Origin of the sequence: Sorangium sp. So ce887 (assembly GCF_051521455.1) — a bacterium.
GTDB lineage: Bacteria > Myxococcota_A > Polyangia > Polyangiales > Polyangiaceae > Sorangium.
The window spans coordinates 1546369-1564638 of record NZ_CP150354.1 but is presented as its reverse complement, the minus strand read 5'-3'; the positions used below and the strand labels follow the sequence as shown (position 1 = coordinate 1564638).

The following is an 18270-nucleotide window of genomic DNA, read 5'->3' as shown; positions in this document are numbered from 1 at the left end:
GGCCGATCAGAGCTCGATCTGCGCGCTCGGCACGGCGCGGATCTCGCGCGGGCGCCCGTCCATCATGACGCCGAAGCCGTCCAGCAGCCGGTTGTGGTGCGCGACGATCGCCGCCGCCGTGAGCGCCGGGCTGTCCGAGGTGCCGTGCGCGTCGGCGGCGAGCGTCACGCCGAAGCCGAGGGTCACCGCGCGCCGGCAGGTCGTGTCCACGCAGAGCTCCGTCTTGCAGCCCCCGTGGAGGACGCCGTTCTGCACATCGATGATCACGAGCGCGCTCGTCTGCTTCATTTCCGTTTCCCTCTGGCCCCCCGGGCGCCGGCGATCCCCTCCACCTGCTCGTACCGAAAGCAGCTCACGAGGTGGTCGTTGACCATCCCGGTCGCCTGCATGAGCGCATAGCAGATGGTCGAGCCGACGAACTTGAAACCGCGGCGCACGAGATCCTTGCTGAGCGCATCCGAGATCGCCGTCTTCGCGGGGACCTCCGGGAGGGCGCGGAACGCGTTTACAACGGGCGCCCCGCCGACGAAACCCCAGAGGTACGCGTCGAAGCTGCCGTGCTCGCGCTGCACCTCCAGGAAGCGCTGCGCGTTGGTGATGGCCGACGCGACCTTGAGCCGGTTGCGCACGATGCCGGGGTTCGCGAGGAGCTCCTCGACGCGCGCCGGCGTGAAGCGCGCCACGCGGGCCGGGTCGAAGCCCGCGAACGCCTCGCGGTATGCCGCCCGCTTGCGCAGCACGGTGAGCCAGCTGAGCCCCGCCTGCGCGCCCTCGAGGATCAGCATCTCGAAGAGGGCCTGGTCGTCGTGCAGCGGCACGCCCCACTGCTCGTCGTGATAGGCGACGTACTCTGGATCCGCGGTCACCCAAGGGCATCGCTCCGGCATCGCGCGGCACTGTAGCAGCCCTCCTTCGGCGCGATCCCACGGACCCACGATCCCGGGTGACCGCGCGCCATCCCGCGCCATCCCGCGTGACCACGCGTCATCCCGCGCGACCGCGCGACGTGCGCTTTGACTCCCCGCCAGCGCAGAGCTCCAATGGGGCCAGCACCCTGGGCCGCGCCGCACCATGATCGCCTCGAGCAGCTCTCATCCGATGGGATCCCAGGGGTCTCGCGGCGCCACATCGACGGAGGAGCGCCGCGCGATGGCGCGGGGACTGCCCACGGCGCTCGTGGCCTGGCCCACGTTCGCGGCGCTCGACGTGTTCGTCGTGCTGGCGGTGTTTCCGAGCGCCTCCATCGCCCGGCTGCTGCTCTACCGGCTGTTCGGCGAGATCATCCTGCTCTGGCTCTACCTGCTCGCCCGGCGCCAGCAGACCTCGGCCGAGCTCCTCGACGCGGCGCACGTGTTCGCGGTCTGGAGCACGGCGGGGCTGATCTCGGTGATGGCCCTGGAGTTCGGGGATCTCACCTGGAACTACATGCACGGGCTCTCGATCGTGATGCTCGTCGACGCGACGATCCTGCCCACGCACTTCACGCGCTCGCTCCGGATGACGCTCCCGGTGGCGCTGAGCTTCCCGATCATCATGGGCGCCGGGGCGTCCCTCGACCCGGCGCTCGCGGCGCAGTGGACGTCGCCGCGGTCGCTCGTGATCTTCGCCTGCAACTACATCTTCGTGTTCGCCACCGCGATCCTCGTGTCGGCGGCGAGCCACGGCCTCTGGTCGGCGCGCCAGCAGGTCTACGAGGCCCGCAAGCTCGGCCGCTACCGGCTCGTGGCGCCGGTCGGCCGGGGCGGGCAGAACGAGGTGTGGCTCGCCTGGGACGAGTCGCTCCGCCGCGACGTGGCGCTGAAGCTGCTCCGCAGCGAGAGCAAATCCGAGGGCGACGTGCGCAGCTTCGAGCGCGAGGCGCGCGCGACGAGCCGGCTCACGTCGCCGCACACGATCCGGATCTTCGATTTCGGGGCGAGCAGCGACGGCATCTTCTACATCGCGATGGAGCACCTGGCCGGCGCCGACCTGGCCACCCTGGTGCGCGATCACGGCCCGATGCCCGCTTCGCGCGTCGTGCACTTCGCGCGGCAGGCGTGCCTCTCGCTGGCGGAGGCGCACGACGCGGGCGTCATCCACCGCGACATCAAGCCTCACAACCTCTACATCACGCGCGTCGGCGACGAGCAGGACGTGCTCAAGGTGCTCGACTTCGGGATCGCGAAGCAGGTGACCCTGCAAGGGGACGCGAGCATGACGGACGTCGGCGTGATCAAGGGAACGCCGACCTACATGTCACCGGAGATGATCTCGGCCGGCACGGTCGACGCTCGCAGCGACATCTACTCGCTCGGGGTCACGCTCTATTACCTGCTGACGGGGGTGGCCCCGTTCGAGGGCCGGAGCTTCGGCAAGCTCGTCTACTCCCACCTGACGATGCCGCCGATCCCGCCGTCGCTCCGCGCGCCGTGGCCGCTGTCGTCGGAGCTGGAAGAGGTGGTGATGCGGTGCCTCGCCAAGCGGCCCAGTGATCGTTACCAGAGCGCGCGCGAGCTGCTCACCACGCTCGACGCATGCGCCCCGGCGCCGCCCTGGACGCCGGAGGACGCGAGGAGCTTCTGGGCAGCGCGCGCGGCGATGCCGCGCGGCGAGCCCCCGCCCCCGGATCCCGGCCCCACCCTGCGCCTGCGGCCGGAGAAGGCCGTACCCGTGACGTGAGGCGGACCAGGGCGAGCGCGGGGCCGCCGCGCGCCTTCAGGCCTGGCTGACGCCGAGCTGCGCGGCCTCGGGGAACCGCCGCGAGGCGGGCGGCGGCGCCCGGCGCGTGGACGGAGGGGGCTGTCCGTCCAGCTGGAGCACAGGGCGCTTGTCGAGCGCCGGCAACGGCCGCTCGCCCCGCGCCGCCAGGATCGAGTTGTAGAAGGCGCGGGCGCTCTCGTCCCACCCCTTGCACCCGGCGAGCGCCACGATCCGCTCGGGCTCGTACGGCGCGTACGCCGCGCGCGCCATGGCCTGGGAGAGCGCGGGCAGATCGCCGGGCGAGACGAGCTCGCCGAGCTCGGGGCTGCTCAGCACGTCGGGGATGCCCCCGACCCGCGTCGCGACGACGCGGCGTCCGGACGCGAGCGACTCGATCACGACGTTGGGCGTGCCCTCATGATGGCTCGGCAGGACGAGCGCATCGCAGGCGGCGACCCAGCGCGCCACCTGGTCGTGCGGCAGGCGGCCCGTCAAGAGGACGCGGCTGCCGAGCCGCTCCGCCGCCGCGCGGCAAGCCTGCTCGTCGGCGCCGCTCCCGACCATCACGAGGTCGATGTCCGGGTGCGCGGCGGCGATCCGCTCGAAGGCGGCGATCGCGTCGAGCGCCCCCTTGTCGCGGAGCAGGTGGCCGACGTAGAGCAGCGTCCGGCGCTCCGCGGAGCGGCCCAGGGCGGCGCGGGCCTCGCCCCGGTCCCGCGGCCGGAACATGGTGCGATCGACGCCGTTCATGACGACATCGATGCGGTCGCGCGGCACGCCGAGGGCGTGGACCCCCTCCGCGAGCTGCTTGCTCACGGCGACGACGCGCGTCGCGCGCCGGAGCCCCCACTCCAGCGCTGGCCTCACCGCCGGCTGCCGGGAGAGCACGTCGATGTCCGAGCCGTGCACCTTGACGACCGCCGGGACGCCGAGCAGCTCCGCAAGGCACACCGCGGCGAAGCCGTCCGGATACGCGAACGAGCCGACGATGACGTCCGGCGCCGGATGGTTCCGCGCGAGCTCCAGGAGCATCGAGGCCGCATAGAGCGGGCCATTGAGGTACGGCGCGACCTTGGGCAGATACAGGAACCGCGGGTGACGCACAGGCAATCCCTCGATCACCTCCTCGCGAGGCGCCTCGTCCGCGATTGACCACTTGGAGAACCGGGAGGCCCCCGGAAACCAGGGAATGGTCGCGAAGACGTCGATGTCGCAATGGCGCGACAGCGCGGCGAACTGCCGCCGGTTGAACGGCGCCTGGCCCGGGTTCATCGCGTTCGGGAAGATCTTGGTGATCAGCAGGATGCGCATACCTCTGCTCCTCCGGGCTCGCCTACTGGCGCGACAGGAGTCCTCCGGTGAAGGGGGTGCGCGGCCTCGCCGCGCGGTCGAGCCACGTTGAGCAGAGAACATGCCACCGCGGAGAGGCTGGAAACGAAGCCAGAATGGAAGCAGCGGGACCGCACCAGCCACAAGCAAACATCCACCCTGCCCCAGGTGAGGCAAATTGGCACACGGATGGGGCCGCCTCGGTGAGACAGCTCAGCAGACAGCGCGTCTGTACATCACGGCGCCCAATTTACAATGGGGAGCTACAGAGAAAGCTTCGCCAGGAACGCATCTCCCTGGCCCGCGCCCGAGAGCGTCCCTTGGCCGAAGTTGATGCCGCCGTAGAAGCGGCCGGCGAGCAGCACGCTCGCTCCTGAGTCCGCCGTGACGTCCAGGCCGACCTGCGTCTGGGCGTCTCCGAACAGCGCGCTGAACAGGTGATCGCCCGAGGGGCCGAGCTTGACCAGGTAGACATCGGTCTTGCCGCGGCTCGTCAGCAGCCCGCCGCCGAAGTCCGCCGCGCCGAAGAGCGGCCCCGCGAGCACGAGGTTGCCGGCGGCGTCCACCGCGGCGCTCGCGCGCGCGCCCGTCTCGAAATCGGTGAACAGCTGGTCCTCCGCGTCGCCGAAGCGGCGGCTCAGGACGTGCGCGCCGGCGCCCGAGAGCCGGGCGACGAACAGGTCCTGCCCGCCGGCGCTCGTCAGGGGGCCGGCGCCGAAGTCGAGGGTCGACGCGAACGTGCCCGTGAGCACCACGTCGCCCGTCGCCTCGTGCACCGCGAGGTCGTGGGCCTCGTCGGCCCCGGCGCCGCCGAACCGGGCGCTCCAGACGGGGTCGCCCGAGGGGGAGAGCTTGGCGAGGAAGATGTCGGTGAGCCCCGCGCTCGCGAGCGGCGCGCCGCCGAGGTCGATGGATCCGGAGAAATGCCCCGCGACGAGCAGGTTGCCGGCGGCGTCGGCCGCGATCCCGTGGGCGTGGTCGTCGCCCTCGTCGCCGGCGCGCACGGCGAGGAGCGTGCGGCCGTCCTCCGGGGCGAGCCGCAGCACGAAGGCGTCGCGCAGGCCCGCGCTCGTGAGCACGCCGCCGCCGAAATCGACGGCGCCGTGGAAGCCGCCGGCCACGAGGACGTTGCCCGCCGGGTCGACGGCGATGCGATCGCAGCGATCCGCGCCGGATCCGCCGAAGAGCCTGCTCCAGACGTGCTCGCCGGAAGCGTCGAGCTTGGCGACGAACACGTCGTCGCTGCCGTGCGACACGAGCACGCCGCCGCCGAAATTGACGCTGCCGAACGCGCGGCCCGCCACGAGGACGTCGCCGGCCGGGTCGACCGCGAGCGCCATCGCGAGCTGGTTGCCGTCGCCCGCGAAGCGCTTGCTCCAGAGGTGCGTGCCGAACCTGTCGAACTTCGCCACGAAGGCGTCGGCGCCCGTGGCCGTGAGCGGGCCGCCGCCGAAATCGACGGTCCCCTCCAGCTGGCCGGCCACGATCACGTTCCCGTCCGCGTCGACGGCGACGGAACGGGCGTACTGGCCGTTCGCGTCGCCGAAGCCGCGGCTCCACACCTCCTCGCAGGCGGGCGCGGCGCCGTCGCAGTCCTCGTCGTCGGGCGTGTCGCACGCGTCGAACGCGGGCAGGACCTCGCCCGTGCACGGGCCCCACGACGTGCCCTCGGCGTTGCAGGCGCGCGTGCCGGCCGCGCAGCGCCCGACGTCGCGCGTCGCCCCGGGGCCCGTGTAACACGCCTCCTCGGCGCCGGGCGCGCACACGCACCCGGGACAGCCGCAGTCGGGGCCGCTGCACGTGGCCGGCGCGAGCTCCGCGATCCACGCGGCCACGCACGCGAGCTCCTCGGACGAGTACGGGGCGGCGCCGAGCGGCATGCGCGCGCCGCACGAGGGCGCGTCGGTGAGCTTCACGTAGAGCACGCTCTCCTCCGGCCGGTCGGGGTCGGCGAGCACCCCCGCGCAGCTCTGGGCCGGGCGCCCGGCGACGCGGGCGCCGACGCCGAGCGTGACGAGGTCGAGGGCGGCCGCGGGCTCGCCCGGCCCGTGGCAGCTCGCGCCGCCGCAGCGCTCGGCGAACACCGACGGCACGTCGGCGCAGTCGGACGGCGGGCGGCCGTCGGGCCCGGCGAACCGCTCCTTGTCGTCGATCGTCCCGGGACACCCCGCGAGCAGCGGCAGGGCCGGCGCGGCGAGCGCGGCCGCCGTCCAGAGGCCGCGGCGGAGGCCGGACACGCCGCGCGCCGCGCGAGATCCGCGCACCTCAATACCCATGGTAAGCCACCCCCAGGTGCGCACCGAAGAGCTGATCGAGCGCTCCACCGGCGATGTACGGGTCCCCAGGCTCGGAGTTGAAGTCATAGAAGAAGCGCGTATACGACGCTCCGGCGCGCGCCTCGAGCCCCGGCGCGAACGGGACGGCGACCGCGACGCGGAGGTCGACGCCGCCGGCGCTCGGCTCGCGAAAGTGCGACGCGAGCGCCCCCATCGAGAGCGGCGCCTGGTAGCCTCCGCCCGCCTCCAGCGCGACAGGGCCGACAGGAAAGCGCCCGTCCACGCCCAGGCGCAACGCGACGTAAGACACCGACGCGGCGTCGCGCGACGGGTCGCCCGTCAACTCGACATCAAAGTCGGTCCAGCAGAGCCCGCCGCCGGCGAAGAGGACCGGCCCGGTGCGCCCGGCCGGGCGGTAACGGCCCCTGAGGCCGGCGTGGAGCCGGCTCCAGGTGGTCGATGCGCTCGCTCCCGCGGCGCCCTCCGAGTCGAGGCCGATGGCGCGGGCGTACGAGAGCGCGATCCCGAGGTCGCTGAGCACCGGCAAGGCGCTGCGCGCGAGCGGGTACAGCTCGGCCCGGAGGGACGGCATGGGCACGCCAAGCACCTCGTAGGTGCGGAGGTTCCCGGAGAGCAGGTCGCTATACGACAGCGTACGACCGGCGATCTCGAGATCGAACCCCACGCTGAAGAGCTCGGTTCCCACGGCGGGTGGGCCGTCCCCGCCATCGCGCTCCGCGACCTCGGGGCGGAGCGCCGCCGCGCCCTCGGCGGCGAGCGCGGAAGAGGACGCAGCGAGCGCGGCGAGCGCCGCGCCGAGCAGCGCGGCCGCCCGGGAGCGGCGCGCGCGGCGCCGCGATACCGCAGAGAACACAGGACAGGCGAGCGTTCGCCTTTGCATTGCGCGCGAGCATAGTCGCTCCGCACGTCGCGGGTCGAGCGCCGCTTTCGAGGGACCGAGTCGATGGCACCCCGCGGTCGTGCGGGGTGTGCGCGGCAGGCGGCGTCCGCGGTAAGGCGAGCGCGCAGGGGAGGATCGCATCGGCCCCGTGCTCCCACTTGATTCGCCCTCTCCTCGCGCGGCTCCTATCCGGGAGCAGAGGATTGCAATACGCTCCCTGGCGGATGGCGAGAGGGCGCGCGCCGCGCGCGCTGCACGGCGGCGCGCGATCCCGCCCTCGGACCCTGCTTGCGCTCGCTGACGAGGCATCATGGCTGAACCACGAAGTCTCCGCTGGCCCATCGGCCTGCTCCTCCTCGCCTCCTGCTCAGGGCAGTTCGGCGATCTGCCCGGGAACGACGATGACGGCGAGGCGACGGCCCCGCTGTGCACCGCGATCGAGCCCGGCGAGTCCCCGCTCCGCCGGATGACACGCGTGGAGTACGACAACACGATCTCCGATCTCCTCGGCGACGACAGCCGCCCTGCGAGGGGCTTCGTGCCTGAAGAGGAGTCGCTCGGCTTCAACAACCAGGCGGCGGCGCTCGTGGTGAGCCCGCTGCTCGCCGAGCAGTACATGGCCGCGGCCGAGGGCATCGCGGCGCGCGCGGCGGGCAAGCTGCTCGGCGAGGCGCCCGCGTGTCGAGAGGCCGCGGGCGGCGAGGCGTGCCGCGGCGAGGTCGCGGCGCTCGTCGCGTCGTTCGGCAAGCGGGCGTTCCGCCGGCCCCTCGCCGAGGACGAGATCGCCGACTTCGTGGCGCTCTTCCGGCGCGGGATCGCCCTCGGAGACACGCCCGACGACGCGTCGACCGGCCTCGCGCTCCTCCTCCAGGCGATGCTCCAGTCGCCGCACTTCCTCTACCGCGTCGAGCTCGGCATGCCGGATCCGGTGGAGGGCGACGTCGCGCCGCTCACGTCCTACGAGGTCGCCTCGCGGCTCTCGTACCTGCTCTGGGGCACGATGCCCGACGAGGCGCTCTTCGCGGCCGCCGAGCAGGGGGCGCTCGGCACCGCGGCGGAGATCGAGGCGCAGGCGCGGCGCATGCTGGAGGACCCGCGGGCGCGCGAGGCCGTGAAGGGCTTCCACCGCCAGTGGCTCGGGCTCGCGAAGATCGACGAGATCGCCGCGGGCGGGAAGGACCCGGAGCTCTACCCCGAGTACCGCGACGAGCTCCTGCCGCTCTTCCAGGCCGAGACCGAGGCGTTCCTGGACCACGCGATCTTCGAGCAGGACGCGAGCGTGAGCGCGCTGTTCACGGCGCCTTACTCGATGATGAACCGGGAGCTCGCCGAGTTTTACGGCGTCGAGGGCGGCCCGAAGGGCGACGCGTTCGAGCGGGTCGAGCTCGATCCGTCGCAGCGCGCCGGCTTCGTGACGCAGGCCGGGCTGCTCTCGCTGTACGCGAAGCCGAACCGGTCGTCGCCGGTCCACCGCGGCCGGTTCGTGCGCCAGAGCCTGCTCTGCCAGATCCCGCCGCCGCCGCCGGACGTGGTCCCGGAGCCGCCCATGGTCGACCCGACGAAGACGACCCGCGAGCAGTTCTCCCAGCACGTGTCGGATCCGGGGTGCAGGAGCTGCCACACGCTGCTCGACCCGATCGGGTTCGGCTTCGAGCACTACGACGCGCTCGGCCGCTGGCGCGACGCCGAGAACGGCATCCCCGTCGACGCGAGCGGCGAGCTCACGCAGACCGACATCGACGGCCCGTTCGACGGGGCGGTCGAGCTCGCGCACCGGCTCGCGCAGAGCGAGCAGGTGCGCGCGTGCGTGGTGAAGCAGTGGTTCCGCTTCGGCTACGGCCGCGCCGAGCAGAGCGAGGACAGCTGCAGCCTCGCGCAGGCGACGCAGGCGTTCGAGGCGTCCGGGTACAACATCCGGGCGCTGCTCGTGGCGCTCACCCAGACCGACGCGTTCCGCTACCGGCGCTTGATCGACGCAGGAGGCACCACAGCAGGCGCCGCAGAAGGAGAGCCGTGATGAAGCCGTTCCAACTCAGCCGACGCGCCGCGCTCCGGGGCCTCGGCGGCGCGGCGCTCGCGCTGCCGTTCCTCGAGGTGATGGGCTGCTCGAAGCGGCTCGCCCCGGCGTCGGAGCAGACCGGGCGGGCCGCGCTCGGGGCCGAGTTCCCGAAGCGCTTCGTCGTCATCTACACGCCGAACGGCACCGTTCCGCCGGACTTCTGGCCGTCGTCGACGCAGCTCCAGAACGGCGAGGAGCTGTCGCCCATCCTGGCGCCGCTCAAGGACCACAACGAGGATCTGCTGGTCCTCGGCAACGTGAGCGCGCTGTCGGCGCTGGTGGGGCCGGGCGACGCGCACCAGAAGGGCACGGGGCAGTGCCTGACCGCGCGCGCGATGCAGGAGGGCGACTTCCCCGGCGACGCCGGGCTGTCGTGCGGCTGGGCCGACGGGATCTCGGTCGACCAGGAGATCGCGAACCACATCGGCACGAGGACCAAGCTCCTGTCGCTGGAGCTCGGCGTGCTCGTGTACGGGGCGGCCGTGGGCGCGCGCATCGCCTACCGCGGTCCGGCGCAGCCGCTGCCGCCGGAGAACAGCCCCTATACCGCGTTCGACCGCCTCTTCTCCGACCTGTCCATCACGCCCGAGGCGGCGACGACGAAGAGCGAGCAGCGCAGGGCGGTGCTCGACAAGGTGGCCGCCGACTACAAGCGGCTGCAGCGGCGGCTCGGCGCCGCGGATCAGGAGAAGCTCGCGGGGCACATCGCGTCGGTGGAGGACATCGCGTCGCGCCTCGACCGCGGCGTGGCGCCGACCTCCGCGGCGTGCGCGGAGCCGGTGCTGACGCCGGACATCGACCCGGACAAGGTCGCCAGCATGCCCGAGCTCACGAGGCTCCAGCTGGACCTCATGGCCATGGCCCTCGCGTGCGATCTGACGCGGGTCGCGAGCCTCCAGTTCACGAACTCCGCGACGACCAAGGTGCTGAGCTTCCTCGGCCCCGACATCACCGAGGGCCACCACCCGATGGCGCACAACGGCTACGCCGACCCGGCAAACCGCCAGCGCCTCATGAAGATCAGCCGCTTCTACGCCGAGCAGGTCGCTTACCTGATCGCGAAGCTGAAGAGCATGCCGGAGGGAAACGGCTCGGTCTTCGACAACACGGTGATCTTCTGGACGAACGAGCACGCCGACGGCAATCACCTGCGCCAGAACATCCCTTATGTGCTCGCCGGAAACGCAGGTGGCCATTTCAAGACAGGCCGCTTCGTCTCGCAGACGAAGCAGGTCGGGCACAACGACCTGCTCGTCTCGCTGCTCCAGGCGATGGGCGTCGATATGGAGTCGTTCGGCGACCCGAAGTATTGCACCGGGCCCCTGACGGGGCTGACTAGCTGAGGAGCAGAGGGGAACGCGCGCGCCTCCCGCAGGCCGGCTGTGGAGTGAAGGCAGCCCCTTCCATGGTGACCCCTCGTCGGGGACCTGCCGCCTACGGAGGAACCTGCCGGTGTTGGATGGCGTGCTCGGCCTCCATCATGTACCGGCGGCTCTCGGCCTCGTCGGGCTCGATCCCCAGCTCACCATAGAGATACGCCATCGCCAGCGCCTGGAGCGCCGCGGGGTGCTCCAGCTCGCCGGCGCTCTTGTAGAGCTCCACGGCTTTTCTGTCATTCCTTGGCACGCCCGCGCCTGCGCGGTACGTATTGGCGAGCAGGAACATCGCGTCCGGCGACCCGCCCCGCGCCGCGACCTCGAACCAGCGCGCAGCCTCCGCGGGGTCCGCCCTCGCTCCTTCGCCGTTCTGGCTCATCACGCCGAGGAAATACGCGGCGCTCGGGTGGTGCGAGGGGGCGGCTCGCAGCAGCCAGGCGCGGGCGCGCGCCGCGTCCTTGGGGACCGCCGGCAGCCCCTTCAAGTAGATCCTTCCGAGCGAAATCTGCGCCTCGACGTCTCCCTGCTCGGCCGCCCGCGCGAGCGAATCCATCCCGGCGAGGACCTCCCCGGGATCCGCGAGCGTGAGCAGGCGAAAGCCGAGCGTCCGCGCGTCCATGCCGCCCGGGAGCGGAGCCCCGGGTCGCGACGGCGACGAGGGCGCGGCGGCGAGCGTGGGGCGACCCGCCTCGGGACGATCGCCCTCGCGCGGCCCTCCAAGGAAAAGAGCGGCGACGCCGCCGAGCACGAGGGCGCCGCCGAGCAGCGCGACGAGCCGCACGGGAGGCTGGACGCTCACCGGCTCAGGTCGATGGAGTAGACCGAGAGCATCTTGCCGCTGCCGTCATCCTGCGCGACGAGCGAGATGTTGTTCAGCCCGGCGGCCTCCGCCTTCGGGAGCGCGTTCTGCGCCGAGGTGAAGGTCACGGGGCCCATCGTCGCGACCTCGGCGAAGCGAAAGCTGCGGGCGGAGCCGTTCTCGCCCCGCGTGAGGCTCTCGATCTTCTTGATGTACGCGATGAGCACGTCGCGGTTCGTGTCCGGCGCGGCGTAGATCGTCTTCGAGCCATCGAGGCCAGGGAAGCCGCCGCCGCCGCTCGCGCGATAGTTGTTCGTCGCCACGATGAACTCCGCGGCCGGATCCATGGGCTCCCCGTTCCACTGGAGGTTCTTGATCCGGCCGCTGGCCTTCATCCCCGTGGGCGGGAGCGGCTGCGTCACGTCGATCTCGTACGATATCCGGCTGTCCGTGAACATGTCGAAGTTGTATCCGGGCATCGCGACGTTGATGAGCGGCTGCGGCTCCGTCACGCTCGGATCGATCTGATTGAAGCGCGTCGCGGCCCTCTCCAGCCAGTCGAGGACGTCCGCGCCGGTGACCTTCACCGCCTGGATCGTGTTCGCGTACAGGTAGAGATCGGCCGCGTTGTTGATCGCGATGCTCCCCGCCGGCACGTCGGTGTAATCGTTGCCGCCCTGAAAGCCGGACTTGAACGGCGCGCTCACCGAGAGCACGGGGAGCGACGCGTACTGCGGCAGGTTCTCCTCGATATAGCGGGCGACGTAGTCCGCCTGGGCCTGGTTGACGATCTGGATCGCGCTCACATCCCCCACGTCGGCGAACATCGATGACATCTCGAAATCGGTCGCGCCGATGGGCGTCCTGACGTAGGCCATCGTCGCCTGGTGCTCGGCGTCGAAGAGCGGCGCGATGGAAGGGTCGGCCTCGACGAAGACCTTCGTCTTGTCCGGCTGCGCGTCGCACAGGGTCGCGAACGCGCAGGGCGCCCCCGTGCGCCAGCGCGCCATCGCGTCGCACGCCTCGGGGAGCCCGCCCTTGCAGCTCGTGGCGATCGGCCGGGCCTCCACGACCGTCTTCGCCTCGTCGACCGTCCAGCCCTTCCCGTCGTGGGTGAGCCCCATCTTGATGACGCCGAGGTGCTGGCCCCAGAAGTTCGCCATGACCGCGGGGACGCCGTCGACCGTACCCGCGTCCTTGTCGACCTTCGGCAGGCTGAACTGCGCCACGGTGCTGCTCGGGTTGGGGAAGATCTGGTGCGAGTGGCCCATGAGCATCGCGTCGATGCCGGGCACCTGGGCGAGGTGCCACGCCTGGTTCTCGAGGGTGGGCGTGTAGGGCGAGTCGTCGAGGCCACCGTGGATGATGGCGACGACCAGCTCGGCCCCCCTGGAGCGGAGATCGTCGACCAGCGGGGCCGCGACCTCCTTCACCCCCTTCGTGAAGACCTTGCCGTCGAGCCATTTCTTGTCCCAGCTCAGGATCGTCGGCGGCGTGAAGTCGATGAAGCCGACCTTGACCGTGCTCTCGATGGCGCCGCCGCCCGGCGCCGTCGCCGTGATGGTCTTCTCGACGAGGACGGCCTCCGGGAAGAGCGTCTCGTCCGTCTTCAGGCTGAAGACGTTGGAGTTCACCAGCGGGAACCGAGGGCCCTCGCAGCCCGCCGATGCAGCGAGATCGAGCCCCTCGACGTCGAACGGGGTGTGGGTCACCTGCGAGAGGAAGGCGAGGCCGTAGTTGAACTCGTGATTGCCGATCCCGCCGACGTCGAACCCCATGTGGTTCATCGCCTTGTAGATGGCCAGCGTCTCGCCGCACCCGATCGGCTCGACGAGCGCCTGATAGTCGGCGAGCACGGTGCCCTGGATGGTGTCGCCGTTATCGACCAGGATGTTGTTCGGGAACTCGGCTCGCGCCTGGTTGACGAGGGTCGCGGTGCGCTCGAGGCCAATCGATGACTCCGCGACCAGCTTGAAGTAATCGAAGCCGAGGAGGTTGGTGTGGAGATCGGTGGTCTCGAGCAGCGCGAAGTCGGCCGTGGCCCCGCTCGGCGTCACGGGCGCTCCCCCCTCGCCGCCTCCTCCATGGCCGCCGCCTCCCTCGCCGCCTCCTCCATGGCCGCCGCCTCCCGCCTCACCGCCTCCCCCCTCGCCGGCTGAGCCGGAGGAGCTGGAGGTCGGTGAGCCTGTGCCGCCCTGGTCATCGCCGCACGCGGCCAGCGCGGTCACGGCCAGGATCACCGAGGAGAACGCCGCTATCCGTCCGGCTCGACCTGCCATCGTGAGCACCTTTCCGTGCGCCGCTTCGGCCGATGCCTCTTCGCGTGCGTACAGCCGCGTCGAATCAGGGCGATCGAGTTTTCGCACTCCTGCACGCCCGGATCAAGGGGCTCGATGAGCTGCTCGGCATATCAGCAGCACCGGAGAGGCGAGGCGGCGGGAGAGCACTTGTTCGGCGCGCTGTCCACGCGCCGCTGCGCCCGCGCCCTCGGGAATGGACGCCAACTGGCTTCTGCCCGCGACACGATGCCTTGCCGGAGCGCCTGACCGCCGGATCGAGACATACCGCGGGCGTGCCCGCCTCGCATCGGGCCCGCACGCGCGTCGCGCCGACATCCGAGTTGTGACCGGTACACCCCTCGTGCGACGCTCGAGATCGCCATGGCCAAGGTCACCGCCCTTCACATGGACACGATCACGGAGAAGTCGGGTCATCAGATGACCGGCATGGCCGTCAGCGTGTGCCTGACGCCCGCGGCGCCGAGCCCGCTGCCGATCCCGTACCCGACGATGGGCACCGTGGCCGAGGGGATCATCGATCCGTGCATGCGGACCAAGATCGAAGGGGCGAAGATCCTCACGGTCGGCGGCTGCATGAAGGCCTGTCACGGCAACGAGCCAGGCGCGCTCAAAGAGGTCGTCAGCCTCAACACGGGGGGGCCGTGCTTTCCCTGGCTGGGCGCGCCCAACGTCCTCATCGAGCTCGGAATGGCCGGCATCACGGGCAGCATGGGCCAGATGAACAAGAGCATCACCGTCGGCGCCGGGGCGAGCGCGAGCAACGCCGGGGGCGGCGGCGGTGCCGGCGGCGGTGCCGGCGGCGGTGCCGGCGGTCCGGGCGGCGGCGGCCCTCAGGGCCCGAGCAACAGCGGCGGCGGCGGCGGGGGCAGCGGCCAGGGCGCGGGCCCGCCGAGCCGACCCGCGCCGCCGTCGGCGGACGGCCAGGCGTCCGCGGGGCACCCGGTCGACGTCATGACGGGGGCCATGTACACGAACCCGGTCGCGGACCTCGAGCTGCCGGGGCCCCTGGTCGTGACCCTGGAGCGAAGCTACTCGACAGCGGCGGTGCGGCACCGCTGCGGGATGGGGTGGGGGTGGTCGCACGATCTCGCCTGGAGCGCCAGGCGCCGCGGCGATGAGCTCGAGCTGACTTCGCCGGGCGGTCGCACCCAGGTGCTCTCCTGGCCCGCGCAGGATCAAGTCCTGCTCCTGCCGTTCGGGGTCCGCGTCGCCTCCCTCGGAGAGGATCTCCTCGTGGAGGAGGACGACGGGCTCGTGCGGGTGCTGCGCCGCACCGCCCCGGAGGAGCGCTTCGCGCTCGTCGAGGTCCGCGACGCGTTCGGCAACAAGGCCACGATGGAATGGCGAGGGGATGAGCTCACGGGCATCGTCGATGCCGTCGGGCGGCGTGCCCGGCTCGAGCGCCAGGGGCTCTTCGCCTGGTGGGAGGTGACCGCGACCGACGAGCAGGGCACCCCGCACACCCGCCGCGCCGTGACCTACGAGCTCGACGGCGCGGGCGATCTCGTGCGGGTCATCGACGGGGGTGGCGCCGAGATCCGGTACGAATACGACGATGAACACTACCTGATCCGGGAGATCTTGCCCGACGGGCTCGCCTTCCACTTCAGGTACGAGGCGATCGACGGCGTCAAACGGTGCGTCGAGACGTGGGGCGAGCTCGCCGGCCGCGACGTGCTCGCGGAGCTCGGCGCGCCCCGCCCCCCGGGCGCCCGGGGCATCCACCACGCCCGGCTGTCGTACGACCCCGCCCGGGGCAGGACCGTGGTGATCGACGGCGGGGGCGCGACCCACACGTATACGGGCAACGCGCTCGGCCTCGTGACCTCCTATGTCGATCCGCGCGGCCACGCGCGCACTTACACGTACGACACGGTCGGCAGGCTGCTCTCGATGCGTGACGGCGGCGGGCGGACCACCCGGTGGTCGTACAACGCCGCGGGGCACCTCGCGAGCGTCACCGAGCCCGACGGCGCGACCTGGCGAGATGCGGTCGACGAGGAGGCGCAGGCCATCGTCCGCACGCGGCCCGACGGGAAGAAGACCCGCACCACGTACCGGAGGGGCATCCCCACCGGGAGCGTCGACTGGCGCGGTCGCGAGCACGCCCTCGAGTGGGACGCGCACGGCCTCGTGCGGGCGTCCACCGGGCCGGACGGCGCCGAGCTCACGTACGACTACGACGCGCACGGCAACCCGCTGCGGGTCGAGACGCCGGCCGGCGACGTCTACGAGTACGTCTTCGATCTGTTCGGGTGCCCCGTCGAGGCGCGCACCCCGAAGGGCGGAGTCTATCGATTCGCGTACGACTCGCGCTTCACGCTGGTGCGCCTGGAGGAGCCGAACGGCAACGTCCTGGAGCTGGAGATCGATGCCAGCCGCCGCGTCACCGCGCGCTCCGACGCGAGCGGGATCACCAGGTACCGCTATGTCGCCGGCGCGCTCGTGGAGGTGGTGCGCCCGGACGGCAGGCGATTCCGGCTCGGCTACGATGCTCTGCTTCGACTCCGCTGGATCGAGAACGCCGCGGGCGAGCGCCATGCGCGCGAGTACGACGGCAGCGGCAACCTCTCCAGCGAGACCTCGTTCGGCGGCGCCACCACGACATACGAGTACGACGGCTCGAACCACCTCGCCCGGACGACCCATGCCGACGATGCGTGGGTGCGCTACGAGCGCGACGGGGCCGGGCGCATCACGCGGCTCGAGACCTCGGGCGGGCTCGTGGAAGAGCTCCAGTACGACGCGCTCGGCCACCTCACGCGCGCGCGGAACGCGGAGGTGATGATCACGTTCGAGCGCGACGAGGACGGCCGGGTCGTCCGGGAGGTCCAGGAGGCAGCCGGGTTCGCGTTCGCCGTCTCCCGCCGCTTCGACGACGCGGGCCGCGTGCTGGACCGTCGTTATGCGACGGGGTGGTCCGTCGAGGTGCGCCGGCGCGAGGAAGATGGCGCGCCGGCGTCGATCGAGGTCGCCGCCGCCGAGGCGGACGGGCTCGCCTTCACGCGGGACGCGCGCGGCGAGTCGCGGCGAAGGCGGCTCGACGGGACGCGCGCGCTCGTCTGGTCGCGCGACGTCCAGGGCCTGCCGGAGAGCGTCGCCATCCTGGATGAGCGGGGAGAGCCGGTCCGGGCGCGCGCGTGGACGTGGAGCCGGGTGGGCCCGGTCGCGGCGGTCACGGACAGCGAGCGCGGCGCGCGCCAGTACGACCTCGACGTCGAGGGCAGGCCGCTCCGCCTCCAAGGCCTCGGCGCCGACGAGCGGTTCACGTACGCGCCCCAGGGGACGCCGATCCCGTCGCGCGGCCCCGCGTGGTCGATCGGCGGGGACGGCCGCCCCCTGCGCGCGGGCGGCGCCGAGATCCAGTGGGACGCCCGCGGCCGCCTCGCGGCCCGCGTCGGCCAGGGGCCGCTGCAAACCTGGCGCTACAAGTACGACGAGCGCGACCGCCTCGTCGCAGCGGTCCGCGGCGATGGCCTCGCCGTCCGTTACCTGTACGATCCTGTCGGCCGCTGCGTCGCGCAGGCGCACGGCAACGGCGAGAGCACCTGGTTCGGCTGGGACGGCGAGAGCCTCGTCGAGGAGCGCCCGACGAGGGGGCCGTCGATCCAGCGCGTCTTCGACGACGACGGCTTCACGCCGCTCCTCGAGGCGCGCGACGGCAAGGACTGGCGGATGGTCGTGACCGACGCGGCCTCCACGCCCTGGCTCTACCTGCACCGCGACGGGCGCGCGTCGGAGATCGATCTCGGCGCCTTCGGCCGCGTCGCGCGCGCGACGGGCGACCCGGGCGCGCTCCGCTTCGCCGGGCAGCGCGCCGACGCGGTGACCGGTCTGCACTACAACCGCCACCGCTTTTACGACCCGACGACGCACGTCTTCCTGACCCCCGACCCGATCGGCCTGCTGGGGTCGCTGCAGGAGATCGGGTTCGTTCCGAACGTCACGATCTTCATCGATCCTTCCGGGCTCACGACGATCGTCGTGGGCGCGCCGGGCGACGCGACCATCCAGCAGCATGTCGCCCTTCTTCAGACACAGCACCCGGGCGCGCGCGTGCTTCGATACGATCAGCTCACGCCGGGCAGCCTGGCGCGAGAGGATCACGTCATCGTATCGACGCACGGCGCGCCCAACCTGGTGGAGTGGGGCAATGGGTACATCGACGGCCGCCAGCTCGGGCAGCAGCTCACGTCGGCGGGATTCCGCGGCCAGAAGCGAGGGCGAAAGCGGCGCGTCGAGCTGTCCGCTTGCAACAGCACGACCCCCGCGGCCGGCAACGGGCCGAGCGTGGCCCAGGCCGTCGCGAACGAGACCCGGGCGATCGCGAGCGGCGCGCGCTCGGCCAACCCGGCCGCGACCTATGCGGGCACCACGTCCGTGGGGCCAGGCGGCCACCAATGGGGCCCCGGCATGATGGCGCCGAACTGGACGGGCGGAACGACGCCGTACGTGCATCAAGGCACCTGGGTCGAGACGCGCCCCAGCCCGCAAGGGGGCCGCGGCAGGCGCCGGCGCTGATCAGCCCGGAGCGAGGAGCGAGGCGAGCGC

The 18270-nt window shown here is 72.0% G+C and carries 11 protein-coding genes; 4 read left to right on the top strand and 7 right to left on the bottom strand.

All coding sequences use genetic code 11. The features are described 5' to 3' along the window. Positions 1–6: 6 nt before the first annotated feature. Both WMF36_RS05850 and WMF36_RS05845 read right to left on the bottom strand, forming a co-directional pair. Positions 7–288: an isochorismatase family protein gene (locus WMF36_RS05850; protein ID WP_437578615.1), complete on the bottom strand. Its 282-nt coding sequence runs from the start codon at positions 286–288 to the stop codon at positions 7–9. Beyond that, positions 285–887 carry a DNA-3-methyladenine glycosylase I gene (locus WMF36_RS05845; RefSeq protein ID WP_437578614.1) on the bottom strand — a complete coding sequence of 201 codons (603 nt, stop codon included), beginning with the start codon at positions 885–887 and terminating at the stop codon, positions 285–287. The genes WMF36_RS05850 and WMF36_RS05845 overlap by 4 nt, the downstream gene beginning before the upstream one ends. 262 nt (positions 888–1149) lie before the next feature. On the opposite strand from WMF36_RS05845, the gene WMF36_RS05840 reads away from it, so the two are divergent. Beyond that, entirely contained in the window at positions 1150–2658 is a 1509-nt protein-coding gene (locus WMF36_RS05840) for a serine/threonine-protein kinase (RefSeq protein WP_437578613.1), read from the top strand. 36 nt (positions 2659–2694) lie between these two features. Here WMF36_RS05840 and WMF36_RS05835 read toward each other — a convergent pair whose 3' ends face one another. From WMF36_RS05835 to WMF36_RS05825, 3 genes are all read right to left on the bottom strand, one after another. After that, positions 2695–3990 (bottom strand): glycosyltransferase family 4 protein, encoded by a 1296-nt coding sequence (locus WMF36_RS05835; RefSeq protein WP_437578612.1) that lies wholly within the window; start codon positions 3988–3990, stop codon positions 2695–2697. Between the two features lie 281 nt (positions 3991–4271). Then, positions 4272–6272 (bottom strand): SBBP repeat-containing protein, encoded by a 2001-nt coding sequence (locus tag WMF36_RS05830; RefSeq protein WP_437578611.1) that lies wholly within the window; start codon positions 6270–6272, stop codon positions 4272–4274. A 1-nt stretch (position 6273) separates the two neighbouring features. Beyond that, positions 6274–7185, bottom strand: coding sequence for a hypothetical protein (locus tag WMF36_RS05825; protein WP_437578610.1), 912 nt, complete (start codon positions 7183–7185; stop codon positions 6274–6276). Positions 7186–7495: 310 nt separating this feature from the next. Between WMF36_RS05825 and WMF36_RS05820 the strand changes: the two genes are divergently transcribed. Next, on the top strand, positions 7496–9202 hold the full coding sequence (locus tag WMF36_RS05820) for a DUF1592 domain-containing protein (RefSeq protein WP_437578609.1): 1707 nt from the start codon (positions 7496–7498) through the stop codon (positions 9200–9202). Then, the gene (locus WMF36_RS05815) at positions 9202–10587 is read left to right on the top strand and encodes a DUF1552 domain-containing protein (protein WP_437578608.1); all 1386 of its coding nucleotides are present in this window, start codon (positions 9202–9204) and stop codon (positions 10585–10587) included. The genes WMF36_RS05820 and WMF36_RS05815 overlap by 1 nt, the downstream gene beginning before the upstream one ends. A 91-nt stretch (positions 10588–10678) precedes the next feature. Here WMF36_RS05815 and WMF36_RS05810 read toward each other — a convergent pair whose 3' ends face one another. Together WMF36_RS05810 and WMF36_RS05805 are read right to left on the bottom strand one after the other, a co-directional pair. After that, positions 10679–11419: a tetratricopeptide repeat protein gene (locus tag WMF36_RS05810; protein ID WP_437578607.1), complete on the bottom strand. Its 741-nt coding sequence runs from the start codon at positions 11417–11419 to the stop codon at positions 10679–10681. Continuing rightward, a complete protein-coding gene (locus WMF36_RS05805) occupies positions 11416–13698 on the bottom strand; it encodes a 5'-nucleotidase C-terminal domain-containing protein (RefSeq protein WP_437578606.1) in 2283 nt (760 codons plus the stop codon). The genes WMF36_RS05810 and WMF36_RS05805 overlap by 4 nt, the downstream gene beginning before the upstream one ends. A gap of 381 nt (positions 13699–14079) precedes the next feature. Between WMF36_RS05805 and WMF36_RS05800 the strand changes: the two genes are divergently transcribed. Beyond that, positions 14080–18240: a PAAR-like domain-containing protein gene (locus WMF36_RS05800; protein ID WP_437578605.1), complete on the top strand. Its 4161-nt coding sequence runs from the start codon at positions 14080–14082 to the stop codon at positions 18238–18240. The last annotated feature ends 30 nt before the right edge of the window (positions 18241–18270 follow it).